Here is a 15,609-nt window from a genome sequence, read left to right as displayed (position 1 = left end):
TCATCTGGAAATTGGTAGGGAACATCATGCCATTACAAGTCTATCGTCTCATGGTCATTTCATCCCCATGCCAGGAGCCCAATTCAGATCATGCCGTCGGATCCTTCAGCTTCGCCCGTTCGTTGGAACGATCTCACCCATCCCGTCGTGGCCGGACTGATTTCGGTCATCGTCAACTATGGCGGCACTTTCATCCTGGTGTTCCAGGCAGCCAAGGTCGCGGGCCTGAGCCCGGAGCTGACGGCCTCGTGGGTGTGGTCGATTTCCATTGGCGTGGGCGTGACAGGCATCATTTTGAGCTGGGTATCCCGCGAACCGATCATCACCGCCTGGTCCACGCCGGCAGCGGCGTTTCTGGTCACAGCACTGGCAACCACACCTTATGCCGAGGCCGTCGGGGCATACCTGATCTCGGCTGCCGCCTTTGTGCTGCTGGGCCTGTCGGGTTGGTTCGAGCGCGTTATCCGTTTGATACCGCCAGGCGTGGCTGCCGGGCTGCTGGCCGGCATCCTGCTGCAATTCGGCACTGGCGCCTTCGGCGGCTTGAGCGTCGATCCGCTGCTGGCGGGACTGCTGATCGCCGCCTATCTGGTGTTCAAGCGCTTTTCCGCGCGCTATGCGGTGGTGGGCATCCTGGTGCTGGGATTGGTATTCCTGCTGGCGCAGGGCCGCGTCGATCTGTCGGGACTGAGCCTGAAACTGGCCGCGCCGGTGTTCACCATGCCCGCGTTCTCGCTCAACGCCTTGTTGAGCGTGGCGTTGCCGCTGTTCCTCATTACCCTGACCGGGCAGTACATGCCGGGCATGCTGGTATTGCGCAATGACGGCTTCAAGACCAGCGCCAACCCCATCGTGACCATCACGGGCCTGGGTTCGCTGCTGATGGCGCCGTTCGGTTCGCACGCCTTCAACATCGCGGCGATCACCGCCGCCATCTGCACGGGCCGGGAGGCACACGAAGACCCGTCCAGGCGTTGGATCGCGGGGATGGCCGCTGGGGTGTTCTACGTTCTGATCGGCGTGTTCGGGGTGACGTTGGCCGCGGTCTTCATGGCCTTCCCGGCGACCTTCATCACCACGCTGGCGGGCCTGGCCCTGCTGGGGACGATCGGCGGCAGCCTAGCCACCGCCATGTCCGATGCCAGGACCCGGGAAGCCTCACTGATCACGTTTCTGGCGGCCGCCGCCAACATCACCCTGCTGGGCATTGGCGGGGCGTTCTGGGGGTTGGTGCTAGGGCTGGCGGCGCATGCTGTGCTCAACGGGCGGGTGCTGCTGCGGGTACGTACATCGGTCATTACGCCTACGCCTGCAAACGAGAGGGTGAAGTGATGACCGAGGCTTTCAACACACGGACTGACGGTTACGCCAACCGTGCCGAATTCGAGGAATCTCCCATGCAGACGACCGCCCCTCACCTGATGCGCGCCTACGCCCGCCAACCTGTCTCTTTCGTGCGCGGTAACGGCGCGCGGCTCTGGGACGATCAGGGTGTGGAGTACCTAGATGCCATTGCCGGTGTCGCGGTTACCAGCCTGGGTCATGCCCACCCGGAAATCGCGGCCGTCATCGCCGAACAGGCCGGGGCGCTGCTGCACACTTCCAACGTGTTCCGCATCGACTGGCAGGAGCAGTTGGGGGAACGCCTGTGTGCGCTGACCGGGATGGAAAGCGCCTTCTTCTGCAACTCGGGTGCGGAAGCCAACGAAACCGCCCTCAAGTTGGCCAGGCTGCATGCCCATCGCAGGCAGGTGGCACGACCGCAGATCCTAGTCATGGGCAACGCCTTCCATGGCCGCACGCTGGCCACGCTCGCCGCCACAGACAACGCGGCCAACCAGCAGGGTTTCGGGCCGTTGCTGCCTGGCTTTCTCCGTGCTCCCTACGGTGATATCAGCGCGGTACGCCAGGCGGCAGAACAATCCCCGGACATCGTGGCGGTGTTGATCGAATCTGTACAGGGCGAGGGTGGCATTCGGGTGGCCAGTGCCGAATACTTGCGCGAACTGCGCGCTTTGTGCGACCAGAGGGACTGGTTGCTGATGCTCGACGAGATCCAGGCCGGCATGGGGCGCACCGGCGCGTGGTTCGGATACGCGCACGCGGGCATCTCACCGGATGTGGTGACCCTGGCGAAAGCGCTGGGCAATGGCTTTCCCATCGGCGCGTGCCTGGCGCGCGGTATTGCGGCAGACCTGTTCTCGCCGGGCCAGCACGGCTCGACCTTCGGCGGCAATCCGCTGGCTTGCCGGGTGGCCTGCACCGTCCTCGACATCATGGCCCGTGACAGGATGCCCGAGCGCGCCATGGTGCTGGGCGCTCGCTTGCTGGTGGGCCTGCGCAAGGCGCTGGCAGGTCACCCGCACGTCCTCGCCATTCGCGGCCTGGGACTGATGGTGGGTATCGAACTGGACCGGCCCTGCAAGGAACTAGTTGGGCGCGCGCTGGCTGAGCAGCGCCTGCTCATCACCGTGACCCGAGACACCGTGATCAGGCTATTGCCACCATTCGTTTGCGACGAGCGTCAGATTGACGACATCGTGGTGCGTGTAGCGCGCCTGCTTTCATCGGACCTGGTTGATTGCGAGGTTTGGTCTGTTCCGGCTCAGCCGATGGACATCACCGTATGACGTCCAACCCCAACCGCTATCCGCCCGACCAGGACGCACACCATGTATGACACTTCTGTTGCCCTCGCCGATTTCGACCCGGAACTTGCCCTGGCAGTCCACCACGAAGCGCGCCGTCAGGAGGATCATGTCGAACTGATCGCCTCCGAGAACTACGCGAGCCCTTTGGTGATGGCCATCCAGAATTCGGTGTTCACCAACAAGTACGCCGAGGGTTACCCAGGCAAGCGCTACTACAGCGGCTGCGAGCATGTGGACGTGGCCGAACGCTTAGCCATCGAGCGGCTCAAGGTGCTATTCGACTGTGATTGGGCCAACGTCCAGCCCCATGCCGGCGCCCAGGCCAACGCAGCCGTGTTTCTGGCGCTGGCCAATCCCGGCGATACCGTGATGGGCATGAACTTGGCTCAGGGTGGCCACCTGACCCACGGTAACCCATCCAACTTCTCCGGCCGCCATTACAAGATCGTGCCTTATGGACTCGACCCCCTAACCGGGCTGATTGACTACGACGAGATGGAGCGCATCGCGATGCAGGCACGGCCGAAACTGCTGATCGGCGGCTTCTCCGCCTATTCGCGGCACAAGGACTGGGCACGCATGCGCGCCATCGCCGACAGGGCGGGTGCCATCTTCTGGGTGGACATGGCCCATGTCGCCGGCCTGGTGGCGGCAGGCGAGTATCCTGACCCGTTGCCCCACGCTCACGTGGTCACCAGCACCACCCATAAGACCCTGCGCGGCCCGCGTGGCGGTATCATTCTCTCGAAAGGGCAGGACGAGGGCCTTTACAGAAAGCTCGACTCCGCCGTATTCCCCGGCGTCCAGGGCGGGCCGCTGATGCATGTTATCGCCGCCAAGGCGGTGGCGTTCAAGGAGGCGCTGCAACCTGCATTCAAGGCCTACCAGCGCCAGGTGGTGGCGAACGCTCGCGCCATGGCCGCCGTGATCCAGCAGCGCGGCCACAAAATCGTTTCGGGCGGTACCGACAATCACCTGATGCTGATCGACCTGTCCGCCAGGCCCTACACCGGTAAGGATGCGGACGCGGCGCTGGCCGATGCCTGGATCACCACCAACAAGAACAGCGTGCCGGGCGACCCGCGTTCGCCGTTTGTGACCTCTGGCGTGCGCATCGGCACGCCCGCCGTGACCACGCGCGGCTTCGGCGTGGCCGAGTGCGAGGAACTGGCCGGCTGGTTGTGCGACGTGCTGGATGCATTGGAAACCGGTGGTGTTGGATTAATTGCCGTGCGGGATCGAGTAAGACAGCAGGTGGCGGATCTGTGCCGTCGCCATCCCGTCTATCGATAGGTAATCACTGACGGCAATGCGGCGCCTGCGTACTACCTCGTTGTAGGTGAGAGACGCAACGCCGACCTAGACAGCGTCTTCCTGTTTTTCGGACAGTTGCGCCTCGGTCGCAGCCACCAGTGCCGCGGCCGAGCAACCCAGCCCCTTCGCGATCCGCAGGATCAACACTAGCGTGGGCATGTGCTCGCCGCGCTCGATCTTGCCCATGTGCGATCGCGCGATACCCGCCTGTTCCGCCAGCACCTCCTGCGCCAGCGCCTTCGCGGACCGTGCCTCGCGCACGGCAACGCCGAAAGCGCGCGCTGGCTCGCTTTCATAGGTTCTTGTTCCCGCAGGTCTCCCGCGTTGCACTGATCGCTTCTGCATCAACTGAAGCGTCACGTTTCACGCGAATTTAAACCACGTTAAACTTATCTCATTGAACGATGGCACGCGTTTTTTTCCAGTGTCGGCGTTGTGCGGGTGACACGATGATCGCTTCCGATCCTTTGAACATTGCCCTGTCGGACTGCCTGGCCTATCCCAGGTTGTCGGTACCGATGGCGGTACACCGTCGGCGCTATCCGGACAACCCGATTCGTCTTCACGAAGAGCGCTTGGAGGATCAGCATCGAGGACTGCTCGCGGGGGCTTTCGAGGCAGGCCTCTGCCAATCGCCCGCAGCCCCTGAAGGCATCGATGTCCGACCCGTCTGGCGCGATGCGCTGGCATTGGCCGTGTCGGCCCATCACCCCTTGCTGGCCTTTGCGTCAGTGTCCCTGGAGCAGGCGGCCGACCACCATTGGATCGCCCTGGATGGGCGCGACTGTGTTGGCTACTGTGGGCAAATCGACTCACTGCTGACGGCAGCCGGCGTCGTCCCCTCGGCCGTCACGACGGCCACATCGTTCGGGTTGATGATGACCTTGGTGGCCGCCGGCTACGGTGTCTGCCTGGCACCCGCCGCCCGCATTGAGGGCCATCGTTCCCTTGGCGTTGTCCAGCGTCCCTTGCAAGAGGGCGCGCTGACGCTCACCACGTACTTCCTGAGCCGTCGAGATACGGGCAGCGCCCGCCTGGAGCCGTTCTTCCACGCGCTCCAGGCAAGCGCCTGACCGAACTTCGGCGCGCCCCTGGCTTGATCAGTCTCCGGGCGCCACTTCGGCGGCATCGGCAGCGACGGCTTCGCGCACCAGCCGCTGCACGCTTTGCCGGACCTGCTCAGGGAACTCTGTCGTCACGACTGGCTCGCTCGCCTGCATGCACTGTGCGGCCACCAGCCGCGCGGCAAGGTGCAGGTTCGTTGGGTTGACGGCTTCGATGGCCGGCCGTGTCCCGAGAGCCTCGTACGAGCGCAGGAGTGCGTGGTAGATGTCCCAGGTGTCGACGACCCGTGGCAGTTGCTTCAGGACAGACTGGACCAGCCTGCGCTTGAGCGGATCGAGCTGCCAGTCCGGCACTCGCTGCCCGCGGTGCCCCATGTGGATCGACAGCAGGTTGCCGGCCTGGATCTCGTAGGTGATCCAGCGGCGCGACTTGCCCGCGAGCTTGGCGTAGTCCGCCACCGAGAGGTTGTGCGGCGCCTCGAAGGTCTCCAGCACCTGCAGGCGTCCGCGCTGCACCTCCGACAGGCGCGGCCGCGCGTACTCGGGCATGCGCACGGCCGACAGCCGCTGCACCGATGCCGGCGCTTCGGGTTGGTTGGACGTCGGCGCGGTCACGATCAGCTGCGGCGCGGTCAGGTCGACCACCGGCGGCTGCACGGCCGCCTGGCCGGCGATGGTCGGCAGGCCCTGGAGCGTGATGGTCAGATGCCGGCTGGCAACCTCGACCTGGTTCTGCTCGAACAGGTCCAGGCGATCAGCCCAGTCCTGCATCATGACGCGGCGTTGCTCGACGTATTCGGCATGGTTGTAGGTCGCGCTGATCTTGTCTGGATCGGCATGCGATAGCTGGGCATCCACCCATTTCTTCGGGTAGCCGAGTTCGTTCAGCGCCGTCGAGATCGTCGCCCGGATGCCATGCCCCGTGAGCTGGTCCTCGTAGCCCATGCGCTTGAGCGCGGCGTTGAGCGTGTTCTCGCTGATCGGGTTCTTCAGGCACCAGTCGCCTGGGATGAGATGGACCTGGGCAGGCTTGCATTGGTCCAACAGGTGGCGAACGATCTCCTGCGCCTGCACCGACAGCGGCACGATGTAGGGCGGGATGTCGATGAGACGCTTGCGCTTCTTCTTGGTCAGCAGCGCGCGCTGCTTGAGCCTGGCCACCGGGATGACCCACAGGCCCCGGTCGAGGTCGAACTGATCGGGCGTGGCGAAGCGAAGCTCGCCGGTGCGCACACCAGTGAGCATCAGCAGCCGGATGCCCAACTGCGTGTTCAGGCGCCCGCGGTACTTGCGCAGTGTCTGCAGCATAACCGGCAGCTCGTGCATGCGCAGGAACGGGTTGTGTTCGACAGGCGGCAACGGCAGCGCGACCACTTCCAGGTCCCTGGACGGGTTATCGCCCATGTTGGGAATCGCCACCGTGGCGTAGGTGAACAACTGGGTGAACCAGGTCCTCAGCTTCTCGGCCACGGACAGCGAGCCGCGCTTCTCCACCTTGCCGATGATGTCCAGCAGGTGCGCGCGGGTGATTTCGTAGATGGTCAGGTGCCGTAGCGAGGGGAACACATCTTTCTTGAAGACGCGCCCGATCTGTTCCAGGCTGGTCTGCCGTCCTTCCTCCAGCGAGAGCCGGCGATGGGCCAGCCATTGCTCGTAGACGGCCATGAAGGTGTGCTCGCCGGCCAGGACGATCGCGTGCCGCTTGCGCTTGCGTTCGCTGTGGGGATTGACGCCCTTGGCGAGCAGCGATCGGGCTTCATCGCGAAGTGCACGGGCGTCCTTCAGGGAAAGCGCCGGATAGTTGCCTAGGGTGATGCGCTCACGCTTGCCAAACCACGAATAGCGGAAGTGCCAAGCCTTGGTGCCGATGGCGGAAACGTAGAGATAGAGGCCGTCGAAGTCGGCCAGTGCGTATGGCTTGCCGGTGGACTTGGCCTGCCGGGCCATGAGGTCTGAAAGCATGATCCCAACTCCATGAAAGCGAGTTGAGTGCCATGTTTCCCATCGGACCTCGGCTCCTCCAGCAACAATGCGGCAGGGGAAGTTCGCGCATTGTTTGGGCCACTTTTTGTACCAGTTTGGGCCGGCCGTCAGTGGATTTCGCTGGACGTCACTGGAACGGCTTTTCTGGAAAAGCCGAACCGTGACAATGACTTGCAACACTCCATGGACGTCCTTGGAACACCATGGAAAGCTGAAGTGGAGCGGGTGATGGGAATCGAACCCACGCTATCTGCTTGGGAAGCAGAAGTTCTACCATTGAACTACACCCGCCCTCCTACGGGACGCAACGGTAGCATTGTCGGGCGTTCCTGGCAATCTTGCGCCGTTCATGCCGCGGGAGTCGCCAGCGCCCGGCGCAGAAAGTCCAGGGCCAGCGCTGCGCTCAGGGCTCGCCGGTATGCGGAGTTTCCGTCGAGGCGGCGCCGCACCGTCACGGTCCCGTCCGCCGCGGCCACCGCGATGACCAGTTCGGACGGATTCCGAGGCGATTCCATGCAAGCGAGGGCGTGGGAGGTCCCCTCCCGCCGGCGCAGGTGTGTGGCGATCGCTGCCGCATCCGGCGGACCGTCGGACAGGCCGTTGCCGGGGGACAGTCCGAGGTGTTCCACTGCGGGCCGGCCGTCGGGGATGACCAGCCCGTAGGTCCACCAGGAGAAGGCGCCGCAGAGTTGCGCCAGATGGCCACGGCTTACGGTTTCCAGGGTCGCCAGGTCGGCATCCCTATGGCGCATCAGCCGGTCGACGCATTCGATCAATGCGCCGCCTGGCTGCTCCGGCGTGTCGATGCTGAAGACCGCAGGCCCGATGGCGCGCCGTATTTCCTCGATCAGGAAATCGCGTTCCGGGACCGGGAACGACGCCGGAAACAGCAGCTTGACGTGGTTTTCCGGCGGAACGGTGCGAAAGCCCAATTTGATCCCCGGAGGCAAGGTGATGAGATCGAGCCGCTGCTGAAGGGTGGATTCGCCGACACCGAGCACCCGCAGGGTCACCCGTTGCGCCGGCCGGGCGGGGAAGCTCGACTGGATGTCCGCCCTTACGGCGTGTTCGAACATGAATTCCATTTCATGGGGAACGCCGGGCAGAAAGAAAAACCGGCAGCCGCCATGGTCCACTGCGAAACCGGGCGCGGTGCCTCGGAGGTTGTCCAGTCGCCGTGATCCGTCCGGCAGCAGCGCCTGCTTGCGGTTCGCTTCGGGCATCGGGTAAGTTCGACCGGCGAACCAGGCCCGGATCTGCCGGAGGGCTTCCGGGTCTTCCTTCAGGGGGCGGGCGAAGGCGCGGGCCGCCGCCTCGGCCGTCAGGTCGTCGACAGTCGGGCCCAGGCCGCCCGTGCAGACGCAAAGCTCTGCGCGTGCCGCGATTTCGTGGAGAACCGCGGCCAAGGCGTCGAGCTCGTCTCCCACGGCGGTGTGCCGCGTGACCGAAAATCCGAGCTCCGTCAGCCGCTCAGACAGCCAGGCGGCATTCGTGTCGGCGATCTGGCCCGTCAGCAGCTCGTCGCCCTGGGAAAGGATTTCGGCCCGGGGCGGCGTCACGCCGGGTCTCCGCCGAAGGTTTCGAGCATCAGGTGCCAAAGCGGCAGAGAGGCGAGGGCGAGCACAGTGGTCGTCGTGGCGAGCATCGCATACAGCCCCGTATCCAGGCGGTAGCGGTCGCAGTAGACGATCCCCAGCAGCATGCTGGGCATGCCCGCTTCGAGCACCAGCGCGGCGCGTGTGTCTCCGGAAATTTCGAGACCATGAGTCAGGCTCAGGCCGAACAGGGGCAGAGCGACCAGCTTCAGTCCCGATGCCAGGGCCACCAGCCGTGTGTTCTCCTTGCGCCAGGCGTTCCACCGCAGGCCGAGTCCCAGGGCCAGCAGCATGAGGGGCGCGACGGACGAGGCTGCGGTTTCCAGGGGAGGTTCGAGGGCGGCCGGCCGTGGAATGCCGTACTCACCGAGCATCAGTGCGACGAATGCCGCCCAAAGCGGGGGGTTGAGCAGCAGTGCCCGCAGCGCCGCGGAAAGATTCCCCGGCGCTTCTCCGTAGCGGGAGGCGATGTACACGCCCAGTGTGAAGACCAGCGGGGCCGTCGAAAACAGATCGATCTGGATGACGATGGGGCGTGCGAGCTCCGGGCCGAAGAGCCGTTCCAGCACCGGCAGCCCCAGAAAGGTGACGTTGGAGAAGGAAATGCCGAGCATGGCCGCGCCCAGTTGCCGCCGGTCCAGGCGCAATATCCGGTCGAGGCAAAGCGTCGCGGCGACGCCGAACAGGACGATCGCCGCCCCGAACAGGGATATCCTCCACCCCTGGGGATGCGCGCCGCCGCCCCAAAGCGCGGACAATACGAGCGCGGGAAGCAGGGCGTTGAATACGAGGCCGGTGACGGCTCGACGCGCCCGCTCGGGGTCGATGCCGCAGGGCCGAAGCCGGCGCAGGATCACGCCGCAGAGAATCAAGGCGCTCATTTGCGCCAGTACGCCCGCCATGAGATGTCGTTCGTGAACCAAATGACGCCCATTTTATCGGCAATTGCCGTCATCGAGGGCGCGAAGTCCTATGCAAAGCCGGCCGTTGGCTCCATAATTTCCGGCGACGGCGCGTAGGCGCCGTTTTTCTTGACTTCCTCACTGAACCAGACATGCCGAATTTCGTTTCGAACAAGCCCATTCCCGTGGCCGATCGCCTGATCATGGCGTTGGACCTCCCGGACATTTCCGAAGCCAAGACATTGGTGGAACGCCTCGGCGACGCCGTGAGCTTCTACAAGGTGGGGCTGGAACTGTTCATGTCCGGTGACTGTTTCGGCCTGATCGACTGGCTCAAGGCACGGGACAAGAAGGTGTTCGTCGACCTCAAGTTCTTCGATGTGCCGGAGACCGTGGGACGGGCGGTGAAGGCGCTCAGTCGCCGCGGAGTGGATTTCGCGACCGTGCACGGCAACGACGCGATCATGGAGGCGGCGGCGCGCAACAAGGGCGAACTCGGCATTCTGGCGGTCACGGTACTGACCAGCCTGGACCAGGGCGATTTGCGCGACCTCGGCTTCCAGTGCGATGTCCAGGCCCTGGTCCTGTCCCGTGCCCGGCGCGCGCTGGCGCTGGGTTGCGACGGCGTGGTGTCTTCCGGGCTCGAGGTTCCGCTGTTGCGCGATGAAATCGACCACAAGCTGATGGTCGTGTCGCCCGGCATCCGGCCGGTCGAGAACCGGCCGGAGGATGACCAGAAGCGGGTCGTGACGGTGGATCAGGCGTTCCGCAACGGCGCCGATTACATCGTGGTGGGGCGGCCGATCCGTGATGCGGCGGATCCCCGCGAGGCTGCGCTGCGGACGCAGGCGCAGATCCGCGAAGTGTTCGCGGCCGGCTGAACTCCGTGGCCGGGATGTTCCCGCCTGTCGGCGTCCCGGCATTTCTGGTATCGTTTCGCTCCCATGCACCATATCGAACAAGCTTTTAGCACGTCCTATCTTGTCGCCCTGCTGATGGGGCTGTTCAGCGCGCTGCACTGCCTGAGCATGTGCGGTTCCATCATCGGATCGCTCACGCTGAGCCTGCGACGGGAAATCCGTGACAACAAAGGACTGTTGATGCCCTTCGTGCTGAGCTACAACATGGGGCGGATTACCAGTTACGCGATCGGCGGTTTGATCGCCGGCCTCTTGGAGCATGTCCTGTCCATCCCCTTGGGTGAAGGGCACGGGCACCGGGTGCTGCAGATTCTCTCGGCACTGGTGATGCTTGGGGCCGGCCTGCATATCGGAGGCTGGTTTCCGCGTTTCGCTTATATCGAAAAAGGTGGCGCTCTGTTCTGGAAGCGGCTCGAACCGTATGGGCGTCGCCTGATCCCGGTGGAAACCTTGCCGCAGGCTTTCTTCTTCGGCATGGTCTGGGGCTGGCTGCCGTGCGGACTGGTCTACACCGCTTTGGCTCTGGCGGCCACAACGGGTGATGTGGTGCGGAGCACGTTCACCATGTTGTCGTTCGGCATCGGGACTTTGCCGGCGGTGGTCGGTGTCGGTATAATGACCAGCCTGCTGGTGCGGTTATCCCGTATGCAGAAGTTCCGTCAGATCGCGGGGATCACGCTCATCGTACTGGCAGTGCTGGCCGCGTTCCCGGGCCTCAATCCGCTGGTATTGCACCAGCTCGAATATTAAGAAAGTTGGGTGAGGTTATGTTTGATACGCTGATTGGACAATCACCGAGCTTCGAAGCGCTCACGAGAAGCGCCAAACTGGTCGCGGCGACCGATGTCACCGTCCTCATCGTCGGCGAGACCGGAACCGGAAAGGAGGTTCTGGCCAACGCCCTCCAAATGCACAGTCCCCGAGCGGACAAGTCGTTCGTCACGCTGAATTGCGCCGCATTGCCCGAGGCGATCGCGGAATCCGAGCTGTTCGGCCATCGCCGCGGTTCCTTCACCGGCGCGGTCAGCAACCAGACCGGCCGTCTGCCTGCCGCCGATGGCGGTACGCTGTTCCTGGACGAAGTGGATTCGCTGTCCCTGCCTCTGCAGGCCAAGCTGTTGCGCTTCCTCGAAACCGGCGAAATCCAGCCGGTCGGCGAGACCCAGACCTACAACGTGGACGTGCGCATCGTCGCCGCCACCAATGCCAATCTCCACGCCAGGATCGAGCGTGGCGAGTTCCGTAAGGACCTTTATTACCGCCTGAATGTGGTTCCGCTGGAAATCCCGCCGCTGCGGGACCGCATGGGCGACATCGTCCTGCTGCTCCAGCATTACATGGAGCGGTTCGCCCGCGAGCACGGCCTGGCTCCCGCGACCTTCAGCAAGGCGGCGCTGAACCGCCTATGCAATTACGGCTGGCCGGGCAACGTCCGCGAACTGCGCAACGTCTGCGAGCGGCTGTCGATCCTGCTGGCGGGGCGGGTGATCGAAGAAAGCAATCTGCCTCTCGAAATCACCTACCGGGCGTCCACGACCAAGGGTTTGTTCGCCTTGCCCGACATGGGCATCGAACTGGAACAGGTGGAAATGGACCTGATCCGCCAGGCCTTGAACCGGACCAACGGCAACCGTAGCCGTTCCGCCCGCCTGCTCGGCATTTCGCGCGATACGCTGCTCTACCGGATGCAGAAGTACGGCATCAATTGACAGTCGGCTCCATGACGAAAAAGCCCGCTCCGCGCGGGCTTTTTCGTCTGGGCGTTCATCAGAACCCGAACAGGCGGGCGCCCTGGTAGAACGCGAAGCTCGCGAGCCAGGCCAGCAGCAGCGACCAGAGGATGGAGCCGAGCATGAACGCGCGGCTTTTCGACTCGCTGCGCAGCGTAGCCACGGTCGACAGGCATGGCAGGTAGATCAGGGTGAACAGCATGAAACTGTAGGCCTGGACCCAGTCGAGCTTTTGCGCCATCAAGCCCATCAAGGCGTCGCCCTCCAGCCCGTAGATGGCGGCAAGCGAGCCGACCACGATTTCCTTGGCGACGAAGCCGAAGATCAGGGCGAGGCTCAACTGGGCGTCGATGCCGATGGGGGACAGCACCGGTGCCAGCCAGGCGGCGATATGGCCCGCCAGCGTGTCCACGCCGCCGGCCGGGACGTCGGTCGGGATATGGGTAAGCAGCCAGACCGCCACCACACCGGCCGTGATGAACTTGGACGCGCGCTTCAAAAAGTGCCGGACCTCATGCCAGCCGCGCAGAAGGATCTGGCGCCAGGTCGGCAGGCGGTAGGGCGGAAGCTCGATGACGAAGGGTTCGTTGCTGACGAAGCGGTTCTTGAACGCGACGGCGGTCAGCAGTGCGGTCGCGAAGCTCAGGAGATATAGGCTGAACAATACCGCGGGCGCCGTTTCGACGGTGAACAACGCCGCCGTGATGAACAGGAACACCTGCAGCCGCGCGGAACACAGCGAAAACGGGATCACCAGCATGGTGAGCAGGCGCAGATCGCGCGAGCGCATGACCCGCGTACCCATCAGCGCCGGCACATTGCAGCCGAATCCCATGAGCAGCATGACGAAACTGCGTCCGTCCAGTCCCAGCCGTGCCATCAGGGCGTCCATCAGGAAGGCGACGCGCGACAGATAGCCGCTGTCTTCGACCAGGGTCATCACCAGGAAGAACAGGATGATGATGGGCACGAAGGCGGCCACGGTACCGACGCCGCTGTAGATGCCGTCCAGCAGCAGCCCGCTGGCGAAGACCGGGAGGCCGGCCATCAGCGGTTCCAGCCAGAGCGTCCGCAGCTCGGTCAATGCCCAGGCCACCCCGTCCTGCATCGGCTTGCCCAGTGTGAAGATGAACTGGAACAGCAGGAACATGAACAGGAAGAACAGAGGGAGTCCTGCCCAAGGGTGGAGGAGGACGCGATCGATGCGCGCCGTGGCGTTTTCCGGCAACTGTCTGGGAACGCGGACCGTGGCGCTCATGACGTCCGCGGCCGCCGCTTCGATCTGATGCTCCTCGGAGAAGGTCTGCTCCACTTCCGCCGGCGCGCGGCCTGTACCCGAGTTGAGTGCCCGTGTCAGAGTCTGGGTGACGCTCTGGAAACCGCTACCGTATTTTGCGCTGAGAAGGATCACCGGTATGCGCAGGATTTCGGCCATCCTCCGGGCATCGATGCTGATCCCCAAATGGCGCGCCTCGTCGGCCATGTTGAGCAGGAGGACGGTGGGCAGCCCGAGCCGGACGACCTGGAGCGCGAACGGGAGCTGGCGGTCGATCTGGGTGGCGCTGAGCACGATGGCGACCAGGTCGACCGGGTTGTTTTCTAGGAAATCCCGGACCACCTTCTCGTCTTCGGAGAAGCCATGGAAGCTGTAGATGCCGGGGAGGTCGACCACTTGGGCGACCGTGCTGCCGAGGATGATCTTGGCGCTTAGCAGGTCGACCGTGATGCCGGGCCAGTTGCCGACCCGGGCGGATGCCCCGGTCAAGCGGTTGAAGAACGTGGATTTGCCGGTATTCGGCATGCCGACCAGGGCGATTCTCTTCATCAGGCTGTCTTGGCGATGACTCGGATTCTTTCGGCGTCGCTGCGCCGCATGATGATGTCGGTATTTCCGATCCGAACCTGCAGGGGGCCTTTGAAGCGGCCGTGACGGACGACGGCGATGGCCTTGCCGACCCGGAAACCGAGGCCGACCAGGCGATGGTAGAGGGCGCCTTCCGCGCTGATGGCGCGGATGATCGCCGATTCGCCCTCTTTGAGGCTGTTCAGGTTGGAATCCATAGGCAAACCCCGCAAATGATAATTATTCTTGAATATATCATATCCACGGGATTTGGCGAGGGTGGCATGTCGTCGTGGCCGCGACGCCGTGTTTCCCGGCGCGGTGCGCCACGCCGGGAGCCGCGTCTTATGGTTATACGAAGCTCGCGCCCTTACGGCCGGCGATGCGTAGGCGCAGGGCGTTGAGTTTGATGAAGCCTTCCGCATCCTTCTGGTCGTAGGCGCCGCGGTCGTCCTCGAAGGTGGCGATGTTCATGTCGAACAGGCTGTTGGATTCTGACTTGCGGCCGACGACGCCGACGTTGCCTTTGTACAGTTTCACCCGCACCACCCCGTTCACCGGCGCCTGGGAGGCGTCGATCATCTGCTGCAGCATCCGGCGTTCCGGGCTCCACCAATAGCCGGTGTAGATGAGGCTGGCATAGCGCGGCATCAGCTCGTCCTTGAGATGGGCGACCTCGCGGTCCAGGGTGAGGGATTCGATGGCGCGGTGCGCCTTCAGCAGGATGGTGCCGCCGGGGGTCTCGTAGCAGCCGCGCGATTTCATGCCGACGTAGCGGTTCTCGACGATGTCGAGCCGGCCGATGCCGTTGGCGCCGCCCAACTGGTTCAGCCTGGCCAGCACCGCCGCGGGCGTCATCCGTTCGCCGTCGATGGCGACGACGTCGCCGCGCTCGTAGGTCAATTCAACGTAGGTCGGCTGGTCGGGGGCATTTTCGGGCGAGACCGACCAGCGCCACATGTCATCCTCCGGCTCGGCCCAGGGGTCTTCCAGGATGCCGCCTTCGTAGGAGATGTGCAGCAGGTTGGCGTCCATGGAATAGGGCGAAGCCTTGCCGCGCTTCATCTCGATGGGAATGCCGTGCTTCTCGGCGTAGGCCAGCAGGGTTTCGCGCGAGGTCAGATCCCACTCCCGCCAGGGGGCGATGACGCGGATGTCCGGCCGCAGGGCGTAGGCGCCCAGTTCGAACCGGACCTGGTCGTTGCCCTTGCCGGTGGCGCCGTGGGCGATGGCATCGGCGCCGGTTTCGTTGGCGATCTCGATCAGGCGCTTGGCGATGAGGGGGCGGGCGATGGAGGTGCCCAGCAGATATTCGCCCTCGTAGATGGCGTTGGCGCGGAACATGGGAAAGACGAAGTCGCGGGCGAATTCCTCCCTGAGATCGTCGATGTAGATTTCCTTGACGCCCATGGCCTGAGCCTTGGCGCGCGCCGGTTCGACTTCTTCGCCCTGGCCGAGATCGGCGGTGAAGGTCACGACTTCGCAGCCGTAGGTTTCTTCCAGCCATTTCAGGATGACGGAAGTGTCGAGGCCGCCGGAATAGGCCAGTGCGACTTTCTTGACGTTTGAGCTTGACATGATGGGGCGAACCGCAGGGTTACAGGACG

Annotated in this window: 14 protein-coding genes and 1 tRNA gene; 7 read left to right on the top strand and 8 right to left on the bottom strand. The window is 64.0% G+C overall.

What is annotated here, in order from left to right; translation table 11 throughout:
• The first annotated feature begins 90 nt into the window (after positions 1–90).
• From ABZN20_RS05925 to glyA, 3 genes are all read left to right on the top strand, one after another.
• Positions 91–1,332, top strand: a complete 1,242-nt coding sequence (locus tag ABZN20_RS05925; RefSeq protein ID WP_024889558.1) for a benzoate/H(+) symporter BenE family transporter — start codon at positions 91–93, stop codon at positions 1,330–1,332.
• 65 nt (positions 1,333–1,397) lie between these two features.
• Positions 1,398–2,630, top strand: a complete 1,233-nt coding sequence (locus tag ABZN20_RS05920) for an aspartate aminotransferase family protein (protein WP_029578096.1) — start codon at positions 1,398–1,400, stop codon at positions 2,628–2,630.
• Positions 2,631–2,672: 42 nt separating this feature from the next.
• Positions 2,673–3,944 carry a serine hydroxymethyltransferase gene (gene glyA, locus ABZN20_RS05915; RefSeq protein ID WP_217980086.1) on the top strand — a complete coding sequence of 424 codons (1,272 nt, stop codon included), beginning with the start codon at positions 2,673–2,675 and terminating at the stop codon, positions 3,942–3,944.
• A 66-nt stretch (positions 3,945–4,010) separates the two neighbouring features.
• Here the strand turns inward: glyA and ABZN20_RS05910 are convergent, their stop codons facing one another.
• The gene (locus ABZN20_RS05910; RefSeq protein WP_367027096.1) at positions 4,011–4,310 is read right to left on the bottom strand and encodes a helix-turn-helix domain-containing protein; all 300 of its coding nucleotides are present in this window, start codon (positions 4,308–4,310) and stop codon (positions 4,011–4,013) included.
• A 104-nt stretch (positions 4,311–4,414) separates the two neighbouring features.
• On the opposite strand from ABZN20_RS05910, the gene ABZN20_RS05905 reads away from it, so the two are divergent.
• Positions 4,415–5,038, top strand: coding sequence for a LysR family substrate-binding domain-containing protein (locus ABZN20_RS05905; protein WP_367027095.1), 624 nt, complete (start codon positions 4,415–4,417; stop codon positions 5,036–5,038).
• 27 nt (positions 5,039–5,065) lie between these two features.
• Here ABZN20_RS05905 and ABZN20_RS05900 read toward each other — a convergent pair whose 3' ends face one another.
• From ABZN20_RS05900 to ABZN20_RS05885, 4 genes are all read right to left on the bottom strand, one after another.
• Positions 5,066–6,991, bottom strand: coding sequence for a tyrosine-type recombinase/integrase (locus ABZN20_RS05900; RefSeq protein WP_367027094.1), 1,926 nt, complete (start codon positions 6,989–6,991; stop codon positions 5,066–5,068).
• Positions 6,992–7,229: 238 nt separating this feature from the next.
• Positions 7,230–7,303 (bottom strand) — tRNA-Gly (locus tag ABZN20_RS05895).
• Positions 7,304–7,359: 56 nt separating this feature from the next.
• The gene (locus ABZN20_RS05890) at positions 7,360–8,571 is read right to left on the bottom strand and encodes a molybdopterin-binding protein (protein ID WP_367027093.1); all 1,212 of its coding nucleotides are present in this window, start codon (positions 8,569–8,571) and stop codon (positions 7,360–7,362) included.
• Positions 8,568–9,509: an AEC family transporter gene (locus ABZN20_RS05885; protein ID WP_367027092.1), complete on the bottom strand. Its 942-nt coding sequence runs from the start codon at positions 9,507–9,509 to the stop codon at positions 8,568–8,570. The genes ABZN20_RS05890 and ABZN20_RS05885 overlap by 4 nt, the downstream gene beginning before the upstream one ends.
• A 152-nt stretch (positions 9,510–9,661) precedes the next feature.
• Here ABZN20_RS05885 and pyrF point away from each other — a divergent pair, with 152 nt between their 5' ends.
• The 3 genes from pyrF (at position 9,662) to ABZN20_RS05870 (ending at position 12,138) form a co-directional block, all read left to right on the top strand.
• Positions 9,662–10,390: an orotidine-5'-phosphate decarboxylase gene (gene pyrF / locus ABZN20_RS05880; RefSeq protein WP_367027091.1), complete on the top strand. Its 729-nt coding sequence runs from the start codon at positions 9,662–9,664 to the stop codon at positions 10,388–10,390.
• Between the two features lie 63 nt (positions 10,391–10,453).
• The gene (locus ABZN20_RS05875) at positions 10,454–11,179 is read left to right on the top strand and encodes a sulfite exporter TauE/SafE family protein (protein ID WP_367027090.1); all 726 of its coding nucleotides are present in this window, start codon (positions 10,454–10,456) and stop codon (positions 11,177–11,179) included.
• Between the two features lie 17 nt (positions 11,180–11,196).
• The gene (locus ABZN20_RS05870; protein ID WP_367027089.1) at positions 11,197–12,138 is read left to right on the top strand and encodes a sigma-54 interaction domain-containing protein; all 942 of its coding nucleotides are present in this window, start codon (positions 11,197–11,199) and stop codon (positions 12,136–12,138) included.
• Positions 12,139–12,196: 58 nt separating this feature from the next.
• Here ABZN20_RS05870 and feoB read toward each other — a convergent pair whose 3' ends face one another.
• The 3 genes from feoB to ABZN20_RS05855 form a co-directional block, all read right to left on the bottom strand.
• On the bottom strand, positions 12,197–13,984 hold the full coding sequence (gene feoB / locus ABZN20_RS05865; RefSeq protein ID WP_367027088.1) for a ferrous iron transport protein B: 1,788 nt from the start codon (positions 13,982–13,984) through the stop codon (positions 12,197–12,199).
• The gene (locus ABZN20_RS05860; RefSeq protein WP_218807084.1) at positions 13,984–14,220 is read right to left on the bottom strand and encodes a FeoA family protein; all 237 of its coding nucleotides are present in this window, start codon (positions 14,218–14,220) and stop codon (positions 13,984–13,986) included. Before ABZN20_RS05860 ends, feoB begins: the two co-directional genes overlap by 1 nt.
• A 133-nt stretch (positions 14,221–14,353) precedes the next feature.
• Positions 14,354–15,580, bottom strand: coding sequence for an argininosuccinate synthase (locus ABZN20_RS05855; protein WP_367027087.1), 1,227 nt, complete (start codon positions 15,578–15,580; stop codon positions 14,354–14,356).
• Positions 15,581–15,609: the final 29 nt, after the last annotated feature.

The organism is Methylococcus sp. ANG (genome assembly GCF_040730495.1).
Lineage (GTDB): Bacteria > Pseudomonadota > Gammaproteobacteria > Methylococcales > Methylococcaceae > Methylococcus.
The sequence above is the reverse complement of the archived record's forward strand: the minus strand, read 5'-3'. Positions and strand labels throughout refer to the sequence as shown.